The organism is Pandoraea pulmonicola, from assembly GCF_000815105.2.
Taxonomy (GTDB): Bacteria; Pseudomonadota; Gammaproteobacteria; order Burkholderiales; family Burkholderiaceae; genus Pandoraea; species Pandoraea pulmonicola.
Window position 1 is genome coordinate 4914009 of the sequence record NZ_CP010310.2, and the last position, 22315, is coordinate 4936323.

Here is a 22315-nt window from a genome sequence, read left to right on the forward strand (position 1 = left end):
CAGAAGCCTTCAAGTCGCGGGCGTCTCGGGGTTTGGTACTTCGATATAGGCGTCGGGCCACCAGACGACGGTTGTCCCGGCAGGCTGACCGTCATCGGCTGCGGCGGGCCGCTCTTCGACCCGCACCGGTTGCAACGCGCCGCCACGGCAAGGACCGCCGATGCAATGACCGGTGTCCGGCTCATAGGTCGCACCATGAGTGGCGCACATCAAGTATAAGCCGGACGTTTCGAAGAACTGCCCCTCCGACCAGTCGAGCTCCATGGGCACGTGCGCGCACTGATTGAGATAGCCGAATACGCGTCCGTCGTAGCGGATCACGAACGCCGGCGTCAGACGCCCGCCCACGAGGACTTCGAAGCGCACGCCCCGGCCGCCGTCCTCAAGGGCCGCGCCTGGACAAATCGGCTGTGGCGCCACGGCTTCGCTCACACGCGCTCCAGCAACCAGTCACGCAGTTCGGCCACGCTGCTCGCGCAATACGCCGGCTCGAGCGCCACCAGTTGATCACGCGGATGCGCGCCGCCGTATGCCACCGCCACGCCGGCCGTGCCGGCGCTGCGCGCCATCTGCAGATCGTGCGTCGTATCGCCGATCATGACCGTGCGGCCCAGATCCTGGCCGAGCTCACGCGTGAGTTCCTGCAACATGGCCGGGTGCGGCTTGGAGAATGTTTCGTCGGCGCAACGCGTGGCGTCGAACATTCGCATGAGGCCGGCCGCTTCGAGCGCCCGGTTCAGGCCAACGCGCGACTTGCCCGTCGCCACCGCCAGGAAACGACCGCGCGAGCGCAATTCTTCGAGCAATTCCCGGATACCGGCAAACAACACCGTCTCCTTGTCACCTATCAAATAATGAAAGCGATAGCGCTCGGACAGGCGCGGATAGTGTGCGGGGTCGAGTGACGGAACGGCCATCTGGAGCGCATCGCGCAAACCGAGTCCGATCACGTGACTCGCCAACTCGTCGGTCGGCACCGGCAGGCCGAGATCGCGGCAGGCCGCCTGGATGCAGCGGGTAATGGTGGGCGTCGAATCCATCAACGTCCCGTCCCAGTCGAACACGACCAGGTCGAATTCAGTGCTTGGCATCGCCTCAGGCGCCTCGAAGTTGATTGAGGAATTTCTCACATTCTGGCGGCAACGCCGCTTCCAGCGCAATTGGCGTCTCCAGCACCGGATGGGTGAACTTCAGCCGCCATGCATGCAGGAACATGCGCTTGATGCCAGGCTGGACGCCGGGGCGGGCCAACGACTTGTTCAGCGTGAAGTCGCCGTACTTGTCGTCGCCTATGATCGGCGTGCCGCAATGCGCCAGATGAACGCGAATCTGATGGGTTCGCCCCGTTTTCAGTTCCGCTTCCAGCAACGTATAGGGTGGCAACGATTCCACCATACGAAATATCGTATGCGAGGCTTGGCCATCTTCCTGTACTCGCACGCGGCGCTCCCCTTCCGCGGTGACATATTTATATAGCGGGACTTTGACCGCGCGTTGGCGATCGCGCCATTCACCGGTGACACAGGCGAGGTAGCGCTTGTCCATCCGGTTGTGGCGAATCTGTTCGTGCATGCCGACAAGGGCGGCGCGTTTTTTCGCGAGCAATAGAATGCCGGACGTCTCGCGGTCGAGGCGATGCACCAATTCGAGGAATTTCAACTGCGGCATGGCGCGGCGCAACTGCTCGATCACGCCGAACGACACCCCGCTGCCACCGTGCACGGCCACGCCGGCCGGCTTGTCGATAGCCATCAGGTAGTCGTCTTCAAACAACACGGGGAACGTGGCGGCCGGCACATGGGCAGGGGCATCGGCGACGGGCGCCGCGACGCGAACCGGCGGAATGCGGACAATATCGCCCAAAACAAGTCGATAGGCAGCGTCTATTCGCCCTTTGTTCACGCGGACTTCGCCGCTCCGCAAAATGCGATAGACGTGGCTTTTTGGTACTCCTTTGCACTCACGCAGGAGGAAATTATCGATGCGTTGCCCGGCCGAGCCATCATCGACCTCGACGAGCCGGACCTGCGGTGCGGACGCCGGCGCAACCATTTTCTGCCGACTTTTGCCTAACTCATTCATTATGAATATAATTTGCCCAACAGAGGTGGCGGTAGCGGGAATCATGCCAAATCCCCACATCTGTCGGTGCATACCCCAAAACGGTATTTTACTTGCACCCCGGGCAGGCTGCTCGTCCGGTGACCCTGGAGCAGCAAGCGCACGCACGTCACGCAGCGTCGGCAGGAAGTTGGCCCACAGGCCGCTTCGGTCGCAACGCGCGGGACGCGGATAGAGTTGGTGGTTATAGAATTTTTTGGCGATCAGCCCGAACGCCCTTGTTCGAGCTGATCGCTTTGTGAATATCGTTCGCGTAATAGTCGAGATTGAGGCGCCGTCACAAGAAGAATAAGTGTCGGCAGGCGCCCCGAGAAAATGTTGATGAAGTTTCTCGTCCAGTTTCTCCTGGTACGGACTGCAAGCCCGAAGTGATCCGCGCTGCGTCGGAGTTTTCCGGCACGTCGGCGAATCGGGGTGAGCGCGAAGACATATTCGCAGGCGCCTTTGCGTCCGTTGGCCTCATCGCCCGGACCCCCCGGCAATTCTTCCACCCCCGGCTCGAACCTCGCGTGTTGGATAACTCGAGTGATACGTGCCCGACGCACTGCGCATTGGCAACTGCGGCGGGTGGGAGTCGTTTTCATGAAACGCATGTTGTTCAACGCCACGCAGCAGGAAGAACTGCGCGTGGCCATTGTCGATGGGCAAAAACTCATCGACATCGATATCGAGACGGCCGGACGCGAACAGCGTAAAGGCAATATCTACAAGGGTGTCGTCACCCGTATCGAACCCTCCCTCGAAGCCTGCTTCGTCAACTACGGCGAAGGCCGCCACGGCTTCCTGCCATTCAAGGAAATTGCCCGCGCATACTTCCGCGACGGTTCCGATGTGCGCAATGCGCGCATTCAGGACGCCCTCTCAGAAGGCCAGGAACTCATCGTTCAGGTCGAAAAGGAAGAACGCGGCAACAAGGGCGCCGCCCTCACGACGTTCATTTCGCTGGCCGGCCGCTACCTCGTGCTGATGCCGAACAACCCGCGTGGCGGCGGCGTGTCGCGCCGCATCGAGGGCGAAGACCGTCAGGAACTGCGCGAAACGATGGCGGAGCTCACACTGCCGGAAGGCATGAGCATCATCGCCCGCACCGCAGGCATCGGCCGCTCGGCCGAAGAACTGCAGTGGGATCTGAACTATCTGCTGCAGTTGTGGCACGCTATCGAAGGCGCCGCCCACAACATCGAACTGCCGCGCGACTCGGCCCTCATCTATCTCGAGTCGAGCCTCGTCATTCGCGCCATTCGCGACTATTTCCAGCCGGACATCGGTGAAATCCTCATCGATACGGAAGAAATTTCCGAGCAGGCACGCAACTTCATGCAGGTGGTCATGCCCGATCACCTCAATCGCGTGAAGCAATATCGCGACGACGTGCCCCTGTTCTCCCGTTTCCAGATCGAACACCAGATCGAGACGGCTTACTCGCGTCAGGTGCCGCTGCCCTCGGGTGGCGCCATCGTGATCGACCACACGGAAGCCCTCGTGTCGATCGACGTGAATTCGGCGCGCGCCACCAAGGGCGCCGACATCGAGGAAACCGCCCTGCGCACCAATCTGGAAGCTGCCGACGAAGTCGCCCGCCAGTTGCGTCTGCGCGATCTCGGCGGCCTGATCGTGATCGACTTCATCGACATGGAGTCGGCCAAGAACCAGCGTGAAGTCGAACAACGTGTGAAGGATGCGCTCAAGCACGACCGGGCCCGCGTCCAGATGGGCAAGATCTCGCGCTTCGGCCTGATGGAGCTCTCGCGTCAGCGTCTGCGCCCGTCGCTGTCGGAAGGCACGCACGTGACCTGCCCGCGCTGCAACGGCACCGGCCACATCCGCGACGCCGAATCGTCGGCGCTGCAAGTCCTGCGCATCATCCAGGAAGAAGCGATGAAGGAGCACACGGCAGCCATCCACTGCCAGGTGCCGGTCGAAGTCGCGGCGTTCCTGCTCAACGAAAAGCGTCAGGAAATCAACAAGATCGAAGCCCGCTTCAAGGTTGGCGTGCTGCTGATCCCCAACAAGCATCTCGAAACGCCGCATTACAAGCTCGAGCGCCTGCGCTTCGACGATCCGCGTCTCGATGCACCGAAGGCAAGCTATGCGCTCGCCGAGGAAGCCGCGCGCGCATCGGAAGACGATCCGGCCGGCTACAGCAAGAAGAAGGAAGACGTCCGTCCGCGTCAGGAAGCGGCCGTGAAGGGCATCACGCCCGAGCAACCGGCACCGGCTGCGCAGCCGCGTCCGGAAGCCGTCGCACCGGCAGCGGCCCCTGCCGCCGCACCGGTCCGCAGCGGCGGTTTCTTCGGCTTCGTGAAGCGTCTGCTCGGCCTCGAGTCGGCAGCACCGGCGCCCGTCAAGGCCGAAGAACCGGCCAAGCCGGCGGCGCGTCCGCCGCGTGAGCGCCACGAGCGTCCGCATCAGCAGAACCGCAACCGTCGCGGCAACGCACGCGACGAAAACAAGGCGGGCAAGGACAATGCCGGCCAGACGGCCCGTGAGGGTCGGGAAGGTCGCGAGGGCCGCGGCGCTCGTCCGGAGCGTGCCGAGCGCAATGAACGCAACGAGCAACGCCAGGAAGGCCGCGACAAGCGTGAGCGCGACGACGCCCAGCGTCAGCCCGCACAGGACGTGCGTGCCGAGGAAGGCCGTGAACCGCGTGAAGGCCGTGAGCGTGGCGGCCGCCGTGACCGCAACGAGCGTCGCGAACGCCGTCCGGCGGAAGGCGCCGAGGGTCAACAAGCCGCAACGCAACGCGTCGCTCAGCCGAGCGCACCGGCTGCCGCGCTGGTGGCCCCGCAGGATGACGTGGAGCAAGATCGTCTGACCGCACAGGTCGAAGGCGCACCGATGGCGGGCGAAGAAGGCGAGCAGGCGAATGAAGAGCGCCGCCGCAGCCGTCGCCGCGGCCGTCGTGGTGGTCGTCGCGAACGCGAAGCCAACGAGCAGCAACTGCCGGCAGACGGCGAGCAAGGCGAAACCATCGTCACGGAAGACGACGTCGAAAGCTCGCGTGCGCCGGTGTTGACTGCCGAAGCCGCCGAGCATGCCGCCACCGACGCGCTGGCACGTGCCGCCGCGCCGCTCGCCGCCGTGGCAGCAGCTCCGGCTGTCGCCTCGCCGGTCGCCTCGATCACCCCGCACACCCAGCAAGCCGAGCCGACGCCCGCGCCGGTTCAAGCGGAGCAAGTGCCGGCCCACACGGTTCCGGTCGCCACGGTTGTGGAAACCGCGCCCGCCGCCACGCCGGAAGTGCCGGCCCCGGTGGTCGTCGAACCGGTTGCTGCGGCCCCGCTGCCGAGCACCGATGCGAGCGTCGCGCCGGTCGTGCCACCGGTGAATGCCCCGCTGCCGACCGCCACGCCGGTCCCGGCCCAGCCGACGATCCCGGCCGAAGCCCTGACGGAAATCGCTGCGACGGCTGCATCGGCAACCACGGTTGCCAGCGCGCCGGCACCGGTCGAAACGGCTCAGGCTCAACAAGTCGCATCGACCTCCTCGGTGACTCCGCCGGCAGAAGTCGAAGCGGCGAAGGCCGTGGATCCCGTGGAAAGGCCGGCCGCGGCAATCGCCGCGGTTCCGGAAGCTGCTGCCGCCGCGACGGAAGTCGTCACGCAGAAGCCGGCCGCCGTGGCTGTCGAGCCGACGCTGGAACGCAGCGCGCTGGAATCGACGCTCGCAAGTGTCGGTCTGGTGTGGGTCCACACCGATGCCGACAAGCATCGCGCCGCCAAGGAAGCCGCCGCGCAAGCCGTGCCGGCACCGCGCGTGCCGCGCGAGCGTCGTCCCGTCGCGCCGCTCAACGACGGCCCGATGGAGCAGGTGGAAACACGCGCACCGTCGAACCACGCAGCTTGACGCGATCGCGCACCCACGGCCCCGGCATCACGCCCGGGGCTTGCAGAGCGTGACGTAATGCCAGAAAAGGAGGCTCCGGCCTCCTTTTTTGCTGCGTACTCATCGAAGGTTCGAGGTGCGCCGAATGCCTCCGGGAGATCCGTTCGCCGCACGTTTTTTCGACATTTTCGGGACGAAGACGCAGTCGCCACGGCCGCAACCCCGCGTTGTCCCGACTTGTGCGCATCGTCGCCTGTCCGTATCTTGACAGGTAGATGTGCAGTACAGGCTTGACGCTTCGCAACGAACGCATGGCTTCCCGCCGTGACCGGTGATCGCGCAGACCGCTTTTCCTGCCGCCACGCACCGGCCCTCTCTCGCCGACGTTCCCCACGTCGGCGGCCCGCGGGGCAATTCGTTAGAATGGAGACGCAAGCCAAGACCCCGACATGACTGAAACGATCATCCGACTCACCGATCTGCGAAGCGACGCCCGCTATGCGACGCAAACCCCGCAGATTCCCGCACAAGTGCGCGCCGCGACCGGCCATCTCGAAGATGCGCTCGCACGGCCGCTGCACGACCTGCGCATCTCGGTGACCGATCGTTGCAACTTCCGCTGTGTCTATTGCATGCCGAAGGATGTCTTCGACAAGAACTACGCGTTCCTGCCGCAATCGTCCCTGCTGTCCTTCGAAGAAATCGAGCGCACCGCGCGACTGTTCGTGGAACATGGCGTGGAGAAGCTGCGCCTTACCGGCGGCGAACCGCTGTTGCGCAAGCACATCGAGCGGCTGATCGAGATGCTTGCGCGCCTGCGCACGCCATCCGGCAAGCCGCTCGACATCACGCTCACGACCAACGGCTCGCTGCTTGCACGCCGCGCCCAGTCGCTCAAGGACGCCGGCCTGACCCGCGTGACCGTCAGCCTGGACAGTCTCGACGATGCGATCTTCCGCCAGATGAACGACGTGGACTTCCCGGTGGCCAAGGTGCTCGAAGGCATTGCCGAGGCTCAGCACGTAGGGCTCGGACCGGTCAAAGTGAACATGGTCGTCAAGCGCGGCACCAACGACGGCGATATCGTTCCCATGGCGCGGCATTTCCATGGCAGCGGCGTGGCGCTGCGCTTCATCGAATACATGGATGTCGGCACGTCGAACGGCTGGCGCATGGACGAAGTGCTGCCGTCGGCCGATGTCATCGCACGATTGAACGACGCCCTGCCCGTCGAGCCGCTCGAGCCGAACTACCCTGGCGAGACGGCACAACGCTGGCGGTATCTCGATGGCGGCGGTGAGGTCGGCGTCATTTCGTCAGTCACACGCGCTTTTTGCGGCACTTGTTCGCGGGCGCGCCTGTCTACGGAAGGCAAGTTGTATCTGTGCCTGTTTGCCAGTTCCGGTTACGACTTGCGCACGCTGTTGCGCAACGGCGCGAGCGACGCGCAGATCTCGACCGTCATCGGCGACATCTGGCGAGGCCGCACCGATCGGTACTCGGCCTTGCGTACGGCGGCCACGGGTTTGCCCGAGAACGCCCCACCGAAAGTGGAGATGTCCTATATCGGTGGATGAGCGTCCCGGACGTCGCCCATTCCTCCACGGCGCATCGACCTGCTTTCGAACTTTCGAATTCCTTCACGACACATGATTTTTGCTGCCCCGGGCGCTCGTCACGCCCGAGACTCCTTCTCGATTTCCCGACGCGTCATCGCCGCGAGCCTCGGCGCACTCGCCCTGATGCTGGCGAGCCTGGCCGCGCCTACGCGCGCCTGGGCCGACTGCGACACGTCCAATCGTGACATCGCGAACCATCTGATGACCTACAGCGGCCAGCTCGGCGAGCGCAACCCGTTGCGCCTCGTGCTGCGCCCGAGCTCCGGCGGCAAGCTCGAGGGCCGCTACGCCAATGCGTCGTCACTGGGCGACACGTATCTCACCGGCAAGCTGGAGAACAAGTCGCGTCTCCACCTGACCGAATTCGACGCGGGCGGCATGCCACGCGCCACCTTCGACGGTGAATTCGCGTCGGCTGGCGACGTCAACCGCCAACGCGTTTCGTCGACGAGTTGCGAAGTCATCTCGGGTCAATGGAAAGACCTGCGTACCGGCCGCACGGTGCCGTTCGAGCTGTCGCTCGCGAGCATCCAGAGCGGCAAGATCGACCATCTCTACGGTGTGGCCGGCGTGAGCGACGACGAGACGATCAACCGTGCCGCCACGCAGTTCCGCAAGGGCGTGCTCGACGACCGGCGCGACGTCGTCGCACAATCGATCCGTTACCCATTGCATGTCTCACTGCGCGGGAAGACGATCGTGCTTCGCAATCCGAAGTCGCTCCTCGCGCGTTACAACGAGATCTTCACCGACAGGTATGTCCGCACCATCGGTGCGGCGGTTCCGCGATTGATGTTCGCGCGCGATCAGGGCGTGATGCTCGGCGACGGCGCCGTCTGGTTCGACGCCGCGGGGCGCGTCATCGCGCTGAACCGCTCCTGACGCGAACGTTCTCCGCGCTCTCCGTTCTCGGCCCGCCGTCCCCACGACTCTCGACCACCGCCCATGCCCACGTCGCCCATTTCCCACGATGCCATGACCGGCCTGATCCTCGCAGGGGGACGCGGGCAACGCATGGGCGGCCGCGACAAGGGCCTGCAGATGTTCGCCGGTCAGCCGTTGGTCGCGCATGTCGTCGCGCGCTTGCGCCCGCAGGTGGGCGCGCTGCTCATCAGTGCAAATCGGAACGGCGATGCCTATGGAGCGTTCGGCGCGCCGATTGTGGCCGATGAGACGCCGGACTTTCCCGGCCCGCTGGCGGGCATGCTGGCAGGATTGCGTGCAGCGCGCACAGACTATGTGCTGACGGTGCCCTGCGACGCGCCCTATCTCCCGGCGGATCTCGGCGAGCGGCTGGCTGCCACGCTCAGCGGGTCGGCCCCTGGCACCACGCCGGCCCCACTGGCCGCCTATGCCGCCACGGCGCAGGGCCCGCACCCGGTGTTTGCCCTCCTGCATCGGTCGCTGGCCGACGACCTCGCCGCCGCGCTGGCGAGCGGGGAGCGCCGTGTCCGGGCGTGGCTGGCACGCCACAACGCGGTACAAGTTCACTTCGGCGACGAGCGTCCGTTTTACAATGTCAACACGCTGGACGACCTCCATTCCGATACGCCGCGCGCCCCCTGACATTCCGGGCATCGACGCGGCCCGATCCGTCGCCATCGCTTTTACGGGATTCACGCCCGGTACTGCCGGATGACGACGCCACACCGATGACAACACTAGACGACGCCCTGGCCGGCTTGCCGGACTACGACCCTAACCATATGACGGTCGAGCTGGCGCGCGCGATCATCGTGCGCACCGTGCGTCCGGTGTCCGCGGTCGAGCACGTCGCCGTACGCAGCGCCTTGGGCCGTGTGCTGGGCAGCGACGTCATTTCTCCGCTGGATGTCCCCGCTTTCGAAAACGCGGCCATGGACGGTTACGCGTTCGCAGGCAGCGCACTGGCCGCCGGTGGCGACGTGCGCCTGCGCGTGGCGGGCCGCTCGCTCGCGGGCCGTCCGTTCGACGGCGTCGCCGGTACCGGTGAGTGCGTCCGCATCATGACCGGTGCGCTGATGCCGGCAGGCTGCGACACGGTGGTTCCGCAAGAGCAGGTGCGGCGCGAGGGCGACACGGAAATCGTGATCTTCGCGGCAAACGCCGTCACGCCCGGACGCCACGTGCGCCATGTCGGCGAGGATCTGGCAGCCGGTCATCCGGCGCTGCATGCAGGCAAACGCCTGCGCCCGGCTGCGCTCGGACTGCTGGCGTCGCTCGGCATCGCCGAAGTGCCGGTTCGCCGCCGCATTCGCGTGGCGTTCTTCTCGACGGGCGACGAACTACGCTCGGTCGGCGAGTCGCTCGCCCCGGGCAATCTTTACGACAGCAACCGCTACACGCTGTATGGCATGCTGCAGCGGCTGGGCGTGGAAGTGCTCGACCTCGGTGTCGTGGCCGACGATCCGCAGGCGATCGAGGACACCCTGCGCATGGCGTGTCGCGATGCAGATGCGGTCATCACGTCGGGCGGCGTGTCGGTCGGCGAGGCCGACTTCACCCGCGAGATGATGACGCGTCTGGGCAATGTGGTGTTCTGGAAGATGGCCATGCGCCCCGGGCGTCCGTTCGCTTTCGGCGAGCTGGAGTGCGACGGTCATCGCGCGCTGCTCTTCGGACTGCCCGGCAATCCGGCGGCCGTGATGGCATCGTTCTACCATCTGGTGCGCGATGGTCTGTTCGCGCTCATGGGCGCCGAGCCGCAAACGACGCCGCGCCTGCCGGTCCCGACGGCCACCGCCATCGCGAAGCGCCCCGGGCGCACCGAGTTCCTGCGCGGCATTCTCGCCACCGACGAACAGGGCCGCTGGCAGGTCACGGTGGCCGACGCGCAGAGTGCCGGCATCCTGCGCACCATGAGCGAAGCGAACTGCTTCGTCACGCTCGATACGGCACGCGGCGACGTGGCGGCGGGCGAGCTGGTCGACGTCATCGTATTCGACGGCCTGGTCTGAGGCACCCAATCAAGCGAAGCAACGAAACAGCACTAAATCGCCGGGGTCGGGGCTTCGACGACTTCGGCACCACATAAACCGAAAGCACACGTCAATGACAACGAAAAAACAGATCACGTATATCAGTCCCGGCCAGACGGCCAAAGCGCTGGTACTGGTCTATCTCACCTTCAGTATTCCGCTGGTGCTGCTCGCCTTTCTGGCGGCCTTCATCCGCTACGGAGAATTGCCCGGTCTCGCGTTCATTTCCGCACTGGTGCTGAATGCCATCGTCGGCTTCGTGCTGCTCTGGATCGCCTGCCACGCCTATAATTGGGTGGCCGAACGATTCGGGGGCATAGAAGTCGCGTTGAGCGACGCTCCCGAAGACGAATACTGATTCACCTCCCGACAGCGAGGCGTCACCGGCCGCGGCGATCCGTGCGTCGGTGGACACGCGACTTCTCCCGCTTTGCGTGCTTTCCTCGCTGTCCTGACTCACTCACTGGCTGAAAAGCCCATTTGCTGTCATGTCCCTGACCCTACGAGTTGCCACGCCCGACGACGTCGACGCCATTCACAGCCTGATGCGAGAACTGGCCGTCTTCGAGAAACTGCTGGACATCTTCGAGGCCACGCCGTCGAGCGTGCACGAGGCCCTGTTCGGCGCCAACCCGGCAGCCGAGTGCCTGATGGCCGAGTGGGAGGGCCAGGCTGTCGGCTACGCCCTGTACTTCCACAACTTCTCGACCTTCCTCGGCCGCCGCGGGTTGTATCTGGAAGACGTCTACGTTCAACCATCTATGCGCGGCAAGGGCGTTGGACAGGCGTTGATGCGCAAGCTCGCGGGCATCGCCGTGGAGCGCGGTTGTGGACGCTTCGAGTGGACCGTGCTCGACTGGAACCAGCCGGCGATCGACTTCTATACGTCGCAGGGTGCGACGGTCTTGCCCGACTGGCGCGTCGTACGCATGGCCGGCGAGGCGCTCGACCGGTTCGCTCGCAGCGTCGGCGAGGCGCTCGACCGGTTCGCTCGCAGCGTCAGCGAGCCGCGCTGAGTCCGGGCGTTCAAGCGGTTATTGAAGGCGATTCCGGTGGCGCTTTCCGGTGCTTCCCGAATCGCGCCAGGGAATCGCTTTGGAACGAAATGTCGGCCTTTGCGGCTGACTCGATCCGGGACTTGCCCCCGGTCACGACGCTCGGTCGCGGTTCAGGTGCAATTCCGGTGCGATGCAGACGCCAATCAAACCGCACACTAAACTGCATCGTCGGGATCCAGATCAACACCGAGCAGTTCGATGGCCTGCTCTCCGGGCAGCGCCTCCACCGCCTTGAGCTGACGCGCCATCGCGCGCGTGCGCACTTCGGCCTTGTCGATCGAACGCGCCACCGTCTCCAGCTGCGACTTGGTCTTGGCCAGCACGTCGCCGAACTTGGTGAATTCCGTCTTCACCGCGCCGAGCACCTGCCAGACTTCGCTGGAGCGACGCTCGATGGCCAGTGTGCGGAACCCCATCTGCAGGCTGTTGAGCAGGGCGGTCAGCGTGGTCGGTCCCGCCACCGTGACGCGGTATTCGCGCTGGAGCAGATCCGAGAGCCCGGGGCGGCGCAGCACTTCCGCATAGAGGCCTTCCGTCGGCAGGAACAGCAGCGCAAAGTCGGTCGTGTGCGGCGGTGCCAGATACTTCTCGGCGATGGTCTTGGCTTCGAGACGAATTCGCGTCTCCAACGCTTTCGACGCCTCTTCCACCGCCACTGGATCGGCGCGCTCCTGCGCATCGATCAGACGCTCATAATCTTCGCGCGGGAATTTCGCGTCGATCGGCAGCCAGACCGGCGTGGCGCTATCCCCGTTCTGTCCCGGCAGCGCGATGGCGAATTCCACGCGCTCGGCGCTGCCCGGCTTGGTCGCCACGTTCTTCGCGAACTGTTCCGGCGTCAGCAATTGTTCAAGCAGTGCCTGCAACTGCACTTCCCCCCAGATGCCGCGCGTCTTCACGTTCGTCAGCACGCGCTTGAGGTCGCCGACGCCAGCCGCCAGCGTCTGCATCTCGCCAAGGCCACGGTGCACTTGTTCCAGACGATCCGACACGAGCTTGAACGACTCGCCGAGCCGCTGTTCGAGCGTCGCGTGCAATTTCTCGTCGACAGTACGCCGCATCTCTTCGAGCTTCGCCGCATTGTTGACTTCGATGTCCTTGAGCTTCTGCTCCAGTGTGGCGCGCACTTCCGCGAGGCGACGCTCGTTGCCTTCCGCCAGTTGCGTCAACTGCTGGTGTTGCGCTTCGCCGAAGCGACGCAGCGTCGACGCCTGCTCTTCGCGCATCTGCTGGCCGTTGAGCACCAGGCTCTGACGCACCGCGTCGAGTTGTGCGGCGTTCGTCTCGGTGAGCTTGGCGAGTTGCTGGGCGAAGCCGTCGATCTGGTTGTTCTGCACCGTGGCCACGCTCGTCATCTGCGCGGCGAGCGTTTGCTGGAACTGCGCCATCTGCGCACTTTGCTCGCCGCGCCCGGCGCGGGCGGTGTCCGCGAACTCCTGACGCAGTCCGCGCTCGCTGCGTTCGGCCGAGCGCAGCAGGTCGTCGCGCACGCTGGCGAGCGCATCGACGAATGTCGAGTCGCCACCGCGTTGCCACACCTTCACCGCAATCGCGATCATGACCAACAGATTCAGCGCCGCCAGCGCCACCAACACCATCTCCATCATCGCGTCGCGACTCCCATCGATTCTGTGACTTGCATTCCGACCTTATCGCCCGCAAAGGCGCGCGCAGTTACGACTTGCGCACCGCGGGATTGAGCAGGCACGGCGGCTTGCCCGCGGCGGCGCCGAAGCCCAGCGCCGCAATGAGGTTGTCCGCCGCGAGGCTCGCCATGCCGCGACGCGTTGCCGCCGATGCGCTCGCGATATGCGGCGTCAGCACGACATTCTTCACTTTGAGCAGTTCCGGGTGCACCTTCGGCTCGCCCTCGAACACGTCGAGACCCGCAGCCGCAATCTGTTTGTCTCCCAGTGCCTTTGCGAGCGCAGCGTCGTCGACGATGCCACCGCGCGCCAGATTCACGAGCGTGGCCGTCGGCTTCATCATCGCGAGTTCGGCCGCGCCGATCGTGTGATGCGTCGCAGGCGAATACGGCAGGACGAGGATCACATGATCGGCCGTGCGCAGCAGCGTGTCCTTGTCGACATAGCTCGCCTTGCAGGCCGCTTCGGTGTCGACGTCCAAGCGCGAGCGATTGTGATACACCACGTGCATATTGAAACCCATCGCACGGCGCGCGATCGCCTGGCCGATGCGTCCCATGCCGATAATCCCCAGCGTACTGCCGTGCACATCGGCGCCGAGGAACATGTCGTAGGCCCACTTGTCCCAATGCCCTTCGCGCAGCCAGCGCTCCGACTCGGTGACCCGACGCGCAGTGGCCATCAGCAGGGCCCAGCCGAAATCGGCGGTCGTCTCGTTGAGCACGTCGGGCGTGTTCGTCGCCATGACGCCGGCAGCCGTCATCGCGTCGATATCGAAGTTGTTGTAACCCACCGCCATGTTCGCGACCACGCGCAAGTGCGGCGCACCGGCCAGCACCGAAGCATCGATCCGCTCGCTCGCCGTGGTGATCGCGCCCACCTTGTCCGCCAGACGCGCGCGCAGTTCGTCGCTCGAATACACCGTATCGGTGTCGTTGCGCTCGACATCGAAGTACTGCGCCAGACGCTCGATCACGTCGGGAAAAATCGCTCGGGCTACCAGTATCTTCGGTTTCACCAGTTGTCTCGCAGAGGTTGGCCGCGTGGCAATGTCGCGGCTCAGAAGAATATCAGGGTCGTCAGGACGAAAAGCGGCAGCAGAATCGCGCCCGACCACAGCATATAACCAAAGAAGCTCGGCATGCGAATGCCGCGCTGCTCCGCAATGGCTTTCACCATGAAGTTCGGCGCATTGCCGATGTACGTGTTCGCGCCCATGAACACCGCGCCCGCCGAAATCGCCGCCAGCGTGGCCGCGCCGGTCGTCATCAGCGATGCCGCGTCGCCGCCTGCCGTATTGAAGAACACCAGGTACGTCGGTGCATTGTCGAGGAACGACGAAAGCAGCCCGGTCGCCCAGAAGTACATGACGTTGTCCGGCGCACCGCCCTGCCCCGTGACGAGGCGAATCACCCAGCCGAGTGCGCCCGCTTCGCCGGCGCGCAGGATCGCCACGACGGGAATGATCGTCAGGAAAATACCGGCGAACAGCTTCGCGACTTCCTTCATCGGTTCCCAGTTGAACCCGTTGCCCTCGCGCGCCGTACGCGGCGTGATCGCCAGCGAGATCAGCGTGATCACGATCAGCCCGGCATCGCGGGCGAAGTTCTGCAACGCCACCGGCGTCCCGAAGACGTCGAACGCCACGCCAGGCTTCCAGATGCCACTCATCAGCACCAGCCCCACCGCGGCTGCCAGCAGTACGAAGTTGCGCTTGCCTTCCAGACGCACCGGTGCGGCGTGCGGCGTCGGGTCCAGCGCGTCGATCTGGCGCTCCGTCTTCTGACGGAAGTAGTAGCTGTCGATCAGGAAGAACAACACCAGCAATACGGTGCAGATGAACAGCGTCTCCGGCCAGAGGTAACGTGCCGTCCAGAAGAAATCGACACCCTGCAGGAAACCGAGGAAGAGTGGCGGATCGCCCAGCGGCGTGAGGGAGCCGCCCGCGTTCGCCACGAGGAAGATGAAGAACACGACGACGTGTACGTTGTGCTTGCGGTTGTCGTTCGCGCGGATCAATGGACGAATCAACAGCATTGCCGCGCCCGTCGTTCCCATGATGCTCGCGAGCACCGTGCCCAACGCGAGCAACCCCGTGTTGAGCCATGGCCCGCCGCGCAGGTTGCCGTGCACGCAAATGCCCCCTGCCGTGGTGAACAGCGCAGTGAGCAGGACGACGAACGGAATGTACTCGGCCACGACCGCATGCACCGCCCCGTACCATGCCGCTCCCGCCCCGAACACCAGCGCAAAGGGCAGCAGAAACGCCGCGCCCCAGAACGCCGCGATCTTGCCGAAATGGTGATGCCAGAATGCCGGAGCGAGCAGCGGCCCGAGCGCGATCGAGAGCAACAACCCGGCGAACGGAACGCCCCACCAGGCGACGAGCTGTGCGCCATCCGGTCCGGCAGCAAACGCCGCCGGGCTGATCAGCGCCAGCCCCGCTGTGGCCAGCGCCCCCAAAATCCCCTTCTGCATTGTGTCTTGTTCCTATTGATGAATGGTCAACTCCTTACGAGTCACCACCTTCACGAGAGTGCCCCAACGGCGCGAGCTTGGGATATTTCCCTAACTTGCATCGATGTGAAACGAAAGACCGCCGGGATGGCAATACGGCAAACCGGCGAAGAACGGTAGTCGCGGTCGTGAACGCTCAAAGAACCTCAATACGGCTCAGCGCGGGTCAGAGCTGCTCAAGACGCTGACCGCTAGTCCTCTGCGAGGGGGCACCAGTGCAATGAAGCATCCACCGCCTGAGCGATGCCAGCGCTCCGACGAAGCAACGCCGTGCCACGTCAGCGCAATGCCCTCAGCGTCTCGCTCAGGCCCCGTCGACGACGATCACGTGAACGCGGTACGGCCCGTGAGCGCCCAGCACCAGCGTTTGTTCGATATCGGCGGTGCGCGACGGTCCCGCAATGAAATTGGTGGCACGCGAGAGCTGACCACGTTCGCTGCGCATGAGCGCGAATCCGTCTTCATGGCCGGCGACGATGCGCGACGCGGGAACGATGGCGATATGCGTTTCCGGCAGCAGTGTGGCCGAAGCAAACGTCTGCGGCCCCGACATCATCATCAGTGCGCCAGTCTCCGCGATGGCGCAGAAGCAACCCGTGATGCCGACGAGATCGTCGCCGTGCGGCTTGCGGAATTCCACGTGGCACCCCGCGCCTGCCCAGTCGAGCTCGCGCAGCGTCGGCCACGCGACGGCCTGCGTGTTGAGCCCGTTGGCCTGCAGATACGTTGCGGCGGCGGCCGGCACATCGCGCATACCCGGCACGCGGGCGATGGTCGTCGACAGCGCTTCGGCCTTGCCGATGAAGGTCGCGACGAGATCGCCGGGCATCGTCGGGCGCGGTCCCTGCGGATGGCGCGCCAGATAGTCCTCGGCCGCCGCCTGCTCGTTCGCACGCGCGGCATCGGGACGATGCTGCGCATTTCGGATGCGGGCGAAGATGCGATTGCGGGCGTCGGAGGTGTCCATGGCTGCGTCCTGTGAAGCCGACGCGCCGGTCTGAAGCCGGCGTCGTCCGCTGGGTCGGGTGTCGTATCACGAAGCCGCCGGGAGCTTTCCGGCGGGCGATGGGCAATTATAACGGTTGCCCCTCGCGCCACGACGAGCCTTCGCACACTATCGGAATGCTCTGGCGGTGCGCTCGGACAACGCGTCAGTGGCCCGCTGCCGGCTCCGGCGCGATCTCGAACACCTGGCGTAGATAGGCGAGGTAGGCGTCGTCGTCGCACATGTTCTTGCCCGGTGAATCCGAGAGCTTGGCCACCGGCTGGCCGTTGCAGCGCACCATCTTGATGACGATCTGCAGCGGCTGATAGCCCAGATCGTTGGTGAGGTTGGTCCCTACGCCGAAGGCCAGTTTGCAGCGATCGCGGAAGCGCTCGAACAGCTGGAGCACCTTCGGAATGTCGAGGCCGTCCGAGAAGATCATGGTCTTGGTGTGCGCGTCGACGCGGTTCTGCGCGTAGTGTTCGAGCAGCCGCTCGCCCCAGGCGAACGGGTCGCCGGAATCGTGACGCGCGCCATCGAAGAGCTTGCAGAAGTACATGTCGAAGTCGCGCAGGAACGCGGACATGCCGTACACGTCGGACAGCGCGATGCCCAGATCGCCACGATACTCCTTCGCCCACGTCTCGAAGCCGAAGATCTGCGAGTCGCGCAGCCGCGGGCCGAGTGCCTGACAGGCTTGCAGATACTCGTGCGCCATCGTGCCCAGCGGGGTGAGGCCGAGCTTTGCCGCGTAGTACACGTTGCTCGTGCCCGCAAACTGCTCGCCGAGTTCGTCGCGCAGGGTGAGGATGACCTCCTCGTGCCACTCCTTGGAGAAGCGGCGGCGCGTGCCGTAGTCGGCAATCTTGCAGTCGCGATAATCCACCGGCTCGGCGAGCATGCAGATCTTGTCCCTGAGCCGCTGACGCCCTTCTTCGTACGCCGGCGTGCGCTGCGTGTTGCGGAAGTAGACCTCGTTGACGATGGCCAGCACCGGGATCTCGAACAGGATCGTGTGCAGCCACGGCCCCTGGATGACGATGTCGATCTCGCCGTTGCGCTTGGCCGACGGCTGCACGGTGATGTACTTCTCGTTCAGGTGGAAGAGATCGAGAAAGTCGATGAAGTCGCTCTTGATGAAGCGCATTGCACCGAGATAGCGCAGTTCCGACTCGGTGAAGCGCAATCCGCAGAGCAGGCGGATTTCGTCGCGAATCTCGTCGACATAGGGCGTGAGATCGACGCCTTCGGTGCGGCACTTGAAGCGGTACTCGACCTGGGCGGCCGGAAAGTGATGCAGCACCACCTGCATCATCGTGAACTTGTAGAGATCGGTATCGAGCAGCGACGTAATGATCATGGCGGCGGGCCCCGCGCGGAGCACTTACAGCGATGTCCGATGGTACCGCAAAGCGGCGTCGGGCATGAGATCGAGGCCAGGACGCGCAAGCTCGCTGCGCGGGTTGCCGGGACAGGGTCCGGGAGGGGCCGGCTCCCTCACCGGCGACGTCCGGCTGCGTTACAATACGCGTTTTAACGGCCGCTCGAAGCCGTTTCGCCCTACTCTGGAGTTGTTGGCATGACCCACGTTGTCACCGAAAGCTGCATCAAATGTAAATTCACCGACTGTGTGGACGTTTGCCCCGTGGACTGCTTCCGCGAGGGGCCGAACTTCCTTGCGATCGATCCGAACGAGTGCATCGATTGCGCCGTCTGCGTGGCCGAGTGCCCGGTGAATGCCATTTATGCCGAAGAGGACGTGCCGGGCGACCAGCAGGAATTCATCGCGCTCAACGCCGAGCTCTCGCCGAACTGGCCGAGCATCGTGAAGACGAAGACGCCGCTGGCCGATGCCGATCAATGGAAGGACGTGACCGACAAGCTGCATCTGCTCGAGCGCTGAACCAGGAGCGGTAATTGCGCACGGGACGCAGAAAAAATGCGCGCCGAGTGTTGACAGTGTGCGAAAACCGCCTCTATAATCGCTTTCTCTTTTGATCCCCGATAGCTCAGTCGGTAGAGCGCCGGACTGTTAATCCGTAGGTCCCTGGTTCGAGCCCAGGTCGGGGAGCCAAGAATACCGAAGCGATGGCCTCGCACACGCGGGGCCTTTGTTTTAGTCGATGCGTAGCGATCGCGGCGCACGACGCACAAGTTTGATCCTCGATAGCTCAGTCGGTAGAGCGCCGGACTGTTAATCCGTAGGTCCCTGGTTCGAGCCCAGGTCGAGGAGCCAAAACGCAAGAAGCCTCGCCAATCGGCGAGGCTTTTTTGTTTCTGCAGTATCGATGTCCGCTGCCCCCTCACGTGCTCCCGCCGCATCGTCATAAACGAACGGGGCACCGTCTCCGGCGCCCCGCTCCCTACCGCGTTGCTTGCACTTCAGTACGACTTGCCGACATCACTCGCCTGCAGGCGCACCGATCGCCACCGATGAAGCGCTCGTCGTCGCTTCCGGACGATTCTGGTCTTCGATCCAGCGACGGCGCATCGGCGCGAGCAGGAACTTCGCCGCCACGGCCGCCGTGATGCTGATCACGGCGGCGGCGATGAACACGCGATCCCAATGACCGCCGACGGCCAGCACGGATGCCAGCGGCACCAGCAGCGCCGCCGTGCCCTTCGCCGTGTACAGCGTGCCGGCGTTGGACGCCGCATTCTTGCTGCCGAATGTGTCCGCGCACAGCGCCGGGAAGATCGAGAAGATCTCTCCCCAGCACAGGAAGGTCATCGCCGCGAAGAACACGAACATGTACGGGTTCTGACCAAAGTGCATCAACCCGAGCATCGCCACGCCTTCTCCAAGGAAGATGATGAACATGGCGTTCTCGCGACCGATCTTGTCCGAAACGAAACCGCACAGCGGACGCGTGAAGCCGTTGCACAGGTTGTCGATCGACAGCGTCATCGTCAGCAGCGGCAACGTCGCGCCGAACAGCGTCATGGGCATCGATGCAATGCCGTAGTCCTTCGCGATCGGACCGATTTGCGCCGTCGCCATCAGACCACCGGCCGCCACCGCCACGAAGCACGCGTAGATCACCCAGAACACCGGCGTACGGATCATCTGGCCCGAGGTGTAGTCGACCTTCGTCGCCAGGTTGCGACGCGAGACGGTGATGCCCTTCGGCACACGCGGCTTGACCAGCATCAGCGCGAGCAGAAAGATCGCCGCGCCCTGCACGATGCCGAAGTTGAAGAACGCCGCCTCGTAGCCCGACTCGCGGATCATGTTCGCAATCGGAATGACCGTGATGGCCGCGCCGGCGCCGAAACCCGCCGCCGTCAGACCGGCCGCCAGACCGCGCTTGTCCGGGAACCACTTGAGGGCGTTGCCCACGCACGTGCCGTAGACGCAACCCGCACCGATACCGGCGATGACCGCCGCCGTGTACAGCACGGCCAGCGTCTCGGCGTACGAATACATGATCCACGACACGGCGACGCACACCGCGCCGCCCGCCACGACCGGCCGCGGGCCGAAGCGATCGACCAGCCAGCCCTCGATCGGCACGAGCCACGTTTCCACCACAATGAAGATCGAGAACGCCACCTGGATGGCCGCGATGCCCCAGTGATGCTTCGCCTGCATCGGCTCGACGAACAACGTCCACGAATACTGCAGATTGGCCACCAGGCCCATACAGATGATGCCGATCACCAGTTGTGACCAGCGCCCTCCCAGAAAAGAGGTTTTCTCCTCCGGTTGTGCGGCTGCTTGCATGACTTGCCTCCTATTCCTGTCAGACGATTGGCGACGACCCGCGCTTGATGTTTGCGGTGCTCGCCGCCATCGCGTCCCGTCGCGCGGCCCGGCATGGGGATCTGCGCAGTACGGCACGCCTCCTGGCATTGCATGCGGCTCATGCTTGGCCGCTTGATCGCGGAGCGTCGCCTGGCGGCGAGCTCGCGGGGCTCAAGCCCCGGCTGACTGACTCTCGGAAGCGCCAAAGGACACTTCCGGCCCCCACTTCGGCGCGGCGACGCGGGCGTTACGCCCGCGCCGGCAAGTTGCCGGCTGCCGAAGGGTGACTGGGGAAACAAATTCGAGTGCGGACCGGCCAGCGACGTCGTACTGTCGACAACGACGCGAGCCCTGCCCCCTCACTCAGGCGGGCGCGCCCCGCGGACGCGTGATCGCCGGATCGCCTGCCCGGAACCCGCGGCAGGGAGATGAGGCACGCCGCAGCGCGCCGGTCGGTACCGGTAACGCCGACGGCGGATGCGACTGGACAGCCGGTGCGAAAACATCGCACGAGGTCTGCCCGAAAAGAAATATGGACGTACCCAACTTGCGTCTCCGATGAGTGCCGCGCGATTCGTCTGCCGTCCGGAAATTCACGGGTCCAGTCTGGCAATTTGCGCCGCATTGAATCTGATATACAAGATTCAATATATCGAATTAAGTATTTTTATGGTTCCAAAATTAGTCGATGGTCGAATGACTGTCAACCCGAGAGCGCCCTCACGGGCGTAGCGATCGACGCTGGATATTCAGGATTGTCACGAACGGAAGGTAAGCGCTTGGTAACCGCCAAAACCGCGTGATATCTGTCGTTGGGAGGCGGGGAGGGGCAGGAACTGGAGGAAGAATGGCTCGTGCGGCATCGCACCACACGGTACAGGGTCAGGGAAAACGATGACGTTTTGGGATCTTCGTTCCGGCCGCCCACCCTCGCACGAGGGCGGCCGCCGTCGGTGCGGATGCGTCAGTTCGGCTCGACGTCGCCCGAATTGTTGCGGATGAAGGTCAGGTGTTCGCGCAGCGAGCGTTGCGCGCTGGCAGCGTCATGCGACGCCACGGCATTGAAGATGCGGCGATGCTGAGCGATGAGCTCGGCCAGATCGGCGCCGTGACCGACGATGGCACGGTAGTTGTCGACCACCGAGCCGCGCAGCAGCTCGAAGATCGCGTGCATCAAATGCACGAGCACGAGATTGTGCGTGGCTTCGGCGAGGGCCAGATGGAAGTGTGCGTCGAGCTCCGGCACGCGCGTGAGCAACGACTGTCCGCGCGCATCGCCTTCGCCGTCGAAGCCGTCGCGCTCGGCGGCATAGGCGGCATAGGCGGCCTCGAGCGCTTCGAGCGCCTGGGCCAGACGAGCCACGTCCTCGGGCGTCGCGCGCTCGGCCGCCAGTTCCACGGCCTTCGCTTCGAGCACCTCACGCATTTCCAGGACGTCGTCGACCGTCTTGCTATGCCGCGACATCAGTTGCGAGAGCGGTTCGGCAAGCAGTGGCTGGCTCGCGTTCGCGACCAGATAACCGCCCCCGGCACGACCCACGATCAGGCCGCGCGACTCCAACCGCAGCAGCGCCTCGCGCAACGAGGGGCGCGACACGCCCATCTGCTGCGCAAGATCGCGCTCCGACGGCAATGCCGAGCCCGGCGCCAGCCGCCCTTCGACGACCATCGTCTCCAGTTGCTCGTAGACCATGTCGGACAAACGCAGCCGCGGCGGCGGCGTCACCGGCGCGAAGCTGGCGGCGGCGGAATCGCTGATGGGAGAAGAGGACATAGGCTGGGACGACTCGTTGGACGGCATGTCGGCTTGGGTTCTCGACGAAGAAATCACAGACGCCACGA

At 64.5% G+C, this 22315-nt stretch carries 18 protein-coding genes and 2 tRNA genes; 10 read left to right on the forward strand and 10 right to left on the reverse strand.

Features of this window, described 5'->3' with window-relative positions:
* Positions 1-9: 9 nt before the first annotated feature.
* The 3 genes from RO07_RS21085 to RO07_RS21095 are packed head-to-tail and all read right to left on the reverse strand — an operon-like array spanning position 10 to position 2082.
* Complete coding sequence (locus tag RO07_RS21085; protein ID WP_039405495.1) at positions 10-432, reverse strand: Rieske (2Fe-2S) protein; 423 nt, start codon at positions 430-432, stop codon at positions 10-12.
* Positions 429-1091 carry an HAD family hydrolase gene (locus RO07_RS21090; protein WP_039405496.1) on the reverse strand — a complete coding sequence of 221 codons (663 nt, stop codon included), beginning with the start codon at positions 1089-1091 and terminating at the stop codon, positions 429-431. The genes RO07_RS21085 and RO07_RS21090 overlap by 4 nt, the downstream gene beginning before the upstream one ends.
* Positions 1092-1095: 4 nt before the next feature.
* Positions 1096-2082 carry an RluA family pseudouridine synthase gene (locus tag RO07_RS21095; protein WP_039405499.1) on the reverse strand — a complete coding sequence of 329 codons (987 nt, stop codon included), beginning with the start codon at positions 2080-2082 and terminating at the stop codon, positions 1096-1098.
* 621 nt (positions 2083-2703) lie between these two features.
* On the opposite strand from RO07_RS21095, the gene RO07_RS21100 reads away from it, so the two are divergent.
* The 7 genes from RO07_RS21100 to RO07_RS21130 all read left to right on the forward strand — a co-directional run bounded on the left by RO07_RS21100 (position 2704) and on the right by RO07_RS21130 (position 11538).
* Positions 2704-5967 (forward strand): Rne/Rng family ribonuclease, encoded by a 3264-nt coding sequence (locus RO07_RS21100; protein WP_039405502.1) that lies wholly within the window; start codon positions 2704-2706, stop codon positions 5965-5967.
* Positions 5968-6395: 428 nt separating this feature from the next.
* The gene (gene moaA / locus RO07_RS21105) at positions 6396-7523 is read left to right on the forward strand and encodes a GTP 3',8-cyclase MoaA (RefSeq protein WP_039405504.1); all 1128 of its coding nucleotides are present in this window, start codon (positions 6396-6398) and stop codon (positions 7521-7523) included.
* A gap of 72 nt (positions 7524-7595) precedes the next feature.
* Entirely contained in the window at positions 7596-8447 is an 852-nt protein-coding gene (locus tag RO07_RS21110; RefSeq protein WP_039405506.1) for a hypothetical protein, read from the forward strand.
* Positions 8448-8540: 93 nt separating this feature from the next.
* Positions 8541-9131, forward strand: coding sequence for a molybdenum cofactor guanylyltransferase MobA (gene mobA, locus RO07_RS21115; RefSeq protein WP_237171315.1), 591 nt, complete (start codon positions 8541-8543; stop codon positions 9129-9131).
* Between the two features lie 86 nt (positions 9132-9217).
* On the forward strand, positions 9218-10501 hold the full coding sequence (gene moeA, locus RO07_RS21120) for a molybdopterin molybdotransferase MoeA (RefSeq protein WP_039405511.1): 1284 nt from the start codon (positions 9218-9220) through the stop codon (positions 10499-10501).
* 94 nt (positions 10502-10595) lie between these two features.
* Positions 10596-10880, forward strand: coding sequence for a hypothetical protein (locus RO07_RS21125; RefSeq protein ID WP_039405514.1), 285 nt, complete (start codon positions 10596-10598; stop codon positions 10878-10880).
* Between the two features lie 130 nt (positions 10881-11010).
* Positions 11011-11538 (forward strand): GNAT family N-acetyltransferase, encoded by a 528-nt coding sequence (locus RO07_RS21130; RefSeq protein WP_052266771.1) that lies wholly within the window; start codon positions 11011-11013, stop codon positions 11536-11538.
* 197 nt (positions 11539-11735) lie between these two features.
* Here RO07_RS21130 and RO07_RS21135 read toward each other — a convergent pair whose 3' ends face one another.
* From RO07_RS21135 to pncB, 5 genes are all read right to left on the reverse strand, one after another.
* Entirely contained in the window at positions 11736-13184 is a 1449-nt protein-coding gene (locus RO07_RS21135; protein WP_039413146.1) for a DNA recombination protein RmuC, read from the reverse strand.
* A 70-nt stretch (positions 13185-13254) separates the two neighbouring features.
* Positions 13255-14247, reverse strand: a complete 993-nt coding sequence (locus RO07_RS21140; RefSeq protein ID WP_039413148.1) for a 2-hydroxyacid dehydrogenase — start codon at positions 14245-14247, stop codon at positions 13255-13257.
* Between the two features lie 38 nt (positions 14248-14285).
* Positions 14286-15704 carry a sodium:proton antiporter gene (locus RO07_RS21145; protein ID WP_039405517.1) on the reverse strand — a complete coding sequence of 473 codons (1419 nt, stop codon included), beginning with the start codon at positions 15702-15704 and terminating at the stop codon, positions 14286-14288.
* 343 nt (positions 15705-16047) lie between these two features.
* A complete protein-coding gene (locus tag RO07_RS21150) occupies positions 16048-16710 on the reverse strand; it encodes a LutC/YkgG family protein (RefSeq protein ID WP_039405519.1) in 663 nt (220 codons plus the stop codon).
* A 184-nt stretch (positions 16711-16894) separates the two neighbouring features.
* A complete protein-coding gene (gene pncB / locus RO07_RS21155; protein ID WP_039405520.1) occupies positions 16895-18088 on the reverse strand; it encodes a nicotinate phosphoribosyltransferase in 1194 nt (397 codons plus the stop codon).
* A 219-nt stretch (positions 18089-18307) separates the two neighbouring features.
* On the opposite strand from pncB, the gene fdxA reads away from it, so the two are divergent.
* The 3 genes from fdxA (at position 18308) to RO07_RS21170 (ending at position 18964) form a co-directional block, all read left to right on the forward strand.
* Entirely contained in the window at positions 18308-18631 is a 324-nt protein-coding gene (fdxA, locus tag RO07_RS21160; protein WP_039405521.1) for a ferredoxin FdxA, read from the forward strand.
* A 95-nt stretch (positions 18632-18726) separates the two neighbouring features.
* A tRNA-Asn gene (locus RO07_RS21165) sits at positions 18727-18802 on the forward strand.
* 86 nt (positions 18803-18888) lie between these two features.
* A tRNA-Asn gene (locus tag RO07_RS21170) sits at positions 18889-18964 on the forward strand.
* Positions 18965-19129: 165 nt separating this feature from the next.
* On the opposite strand, the gene oxlT is transcribed toward RO07_RS21170, so the two are convergent.
* Both oxlT and RO07_RS21180 read right to left on the reverse strand, forming a co-directional pair.
* Entirely contained in the window at positions 19130-20452 is a 1323-nt protein-coding gene (oxlT, locus tag RO07_RS21175; RefSeq protein WP_039405522.1) for an oxalate/formate MFS antiporter, read from the reverse strand.
* Positions 20453-21437: 985 nt separating this feature from the next.
* Entirely contained in the window at positions 21438-22247 is an 810-nt protein-coding gene (locus RO07_RS21180) for a FadR/GntR family transcriptional regulator (protein ID WP_160118097.1), read from the reverse strand.
* Positions 22248-22315 lie beyond the last annotated feature (68 nt).

Excerpts from the sequence above, each read along its gene's own strand:
- RO07_RS21130 (WP_052266771.1), top strand. The coding sequence starts at position 11,011 with ATGTCCCTGACCCTACGAGTTGCCACGCCCGACGACGTCGACGCCATT.
- fdxA (WP_039405521.1), top strand. The coding sequence starts at position 18,308 with ATGACCCACGTTGTCACCGAAAGCTGCATCAAATGTAAATTCACCGAC.
- RO07_RS21135 (WP_039413146.1), bottom strand. The coding sequence starts at position 13,184 with ATGGAGATGGTGTTGGTGGCGCTGGCGGCGCTGAATCTGTTGGTCATG.
- RO07_RS21125 (WP_039405514.1), top strand. The coding sequence starts at position 10,596 with ATGACAACGAAAAAACAGATCACGTATATCAGTCCCGGCCAGACGGCC.
- RO07_RS21110 (WP_039405506.1), top strand. The coding sequence starts at position 7,596 with ATGATTTTTGCTGCCCCGGGCGCTCGTCACGCCCGAGACTCCTTCTCG.
- pncB (WP_039405520.1), bottom strand. The coding sequence starts at position 18,088 with ATGATCATTACGTCGCTGCTCGATACCGATCTCTACAAGTTCACGATG.
- RO07_RS21145 (WP_039405517.1), bottom strand. The coding sequence starts at position 15,704 with ATGCAGAAGGGGATTTTGGGGGCGCTGGCCACAGCGGGGCTGGCGCTG.
- RO07_RS21095 (WP_039405499.1), bottom strand. The coding sequence starts at position 2,082 with ATGAATGAGTTAGGCAAAAGTCGGCAGAAAATGGTTGCGCCGGCGTCC.
- RO07_RS21150 (WP_039405519.1), bottom strand. The coding sequence starts at position 16,710 with ATGGACACCTCCGACGCCCGCAATCGCATCTTCGCCCGCATCCGAAAT.
- moeA (WP_039405511.1), top strand. The coding sequence starts at position 9,218 with ATGACAACACTAGACGACGCCCTGGCCGGCTTGCCGGACTACGACCCT.
- mobA (WP_237171315.1), top strand. The coding sequence starts at position 8,541 with ATGACCGGCCTGATCCTCGCAGGGGGACGCGGGCAACGCATGGGCGGC.
- RO07_RS21180 (WP_160118097.1), bottom strand. The coding sequence starts at position 22,247 with ATGTCCTCTTCTCCCATCAGCGATTCCGCCGCCGCCAGCTTCGCGCCG.
- oxlT (WP_039405522.1), bottom strand. The coding sequence starts at position 20,452 with ATGCAAGCAGCCGCACAACCGGAGGAGAAAACCTCTTTTCTGGGAGGG.
- RO07_RS21100 (WP_039405502.1), top strand. The coding sequence starts at position 2,704 with ATGAAACGCATGTTGTTCAACGCCACGCAGCAGGAAGAACTGCGCGTG.
- moaA (WP_039405504.1), top strand. The coding sequence starts at position 6,396 with ATGACTGAAACGATCATCCGACTCACCGATCTGCGAAGCGACGCCCGC.
- RO07_RS21090 (WP_039405496.1), bottom strand. The coding sequence starts at position 1,091 with ATGCCAAGCACTGAATTCGACCTGGTCGTGTTCGACTGGGACGGGACG.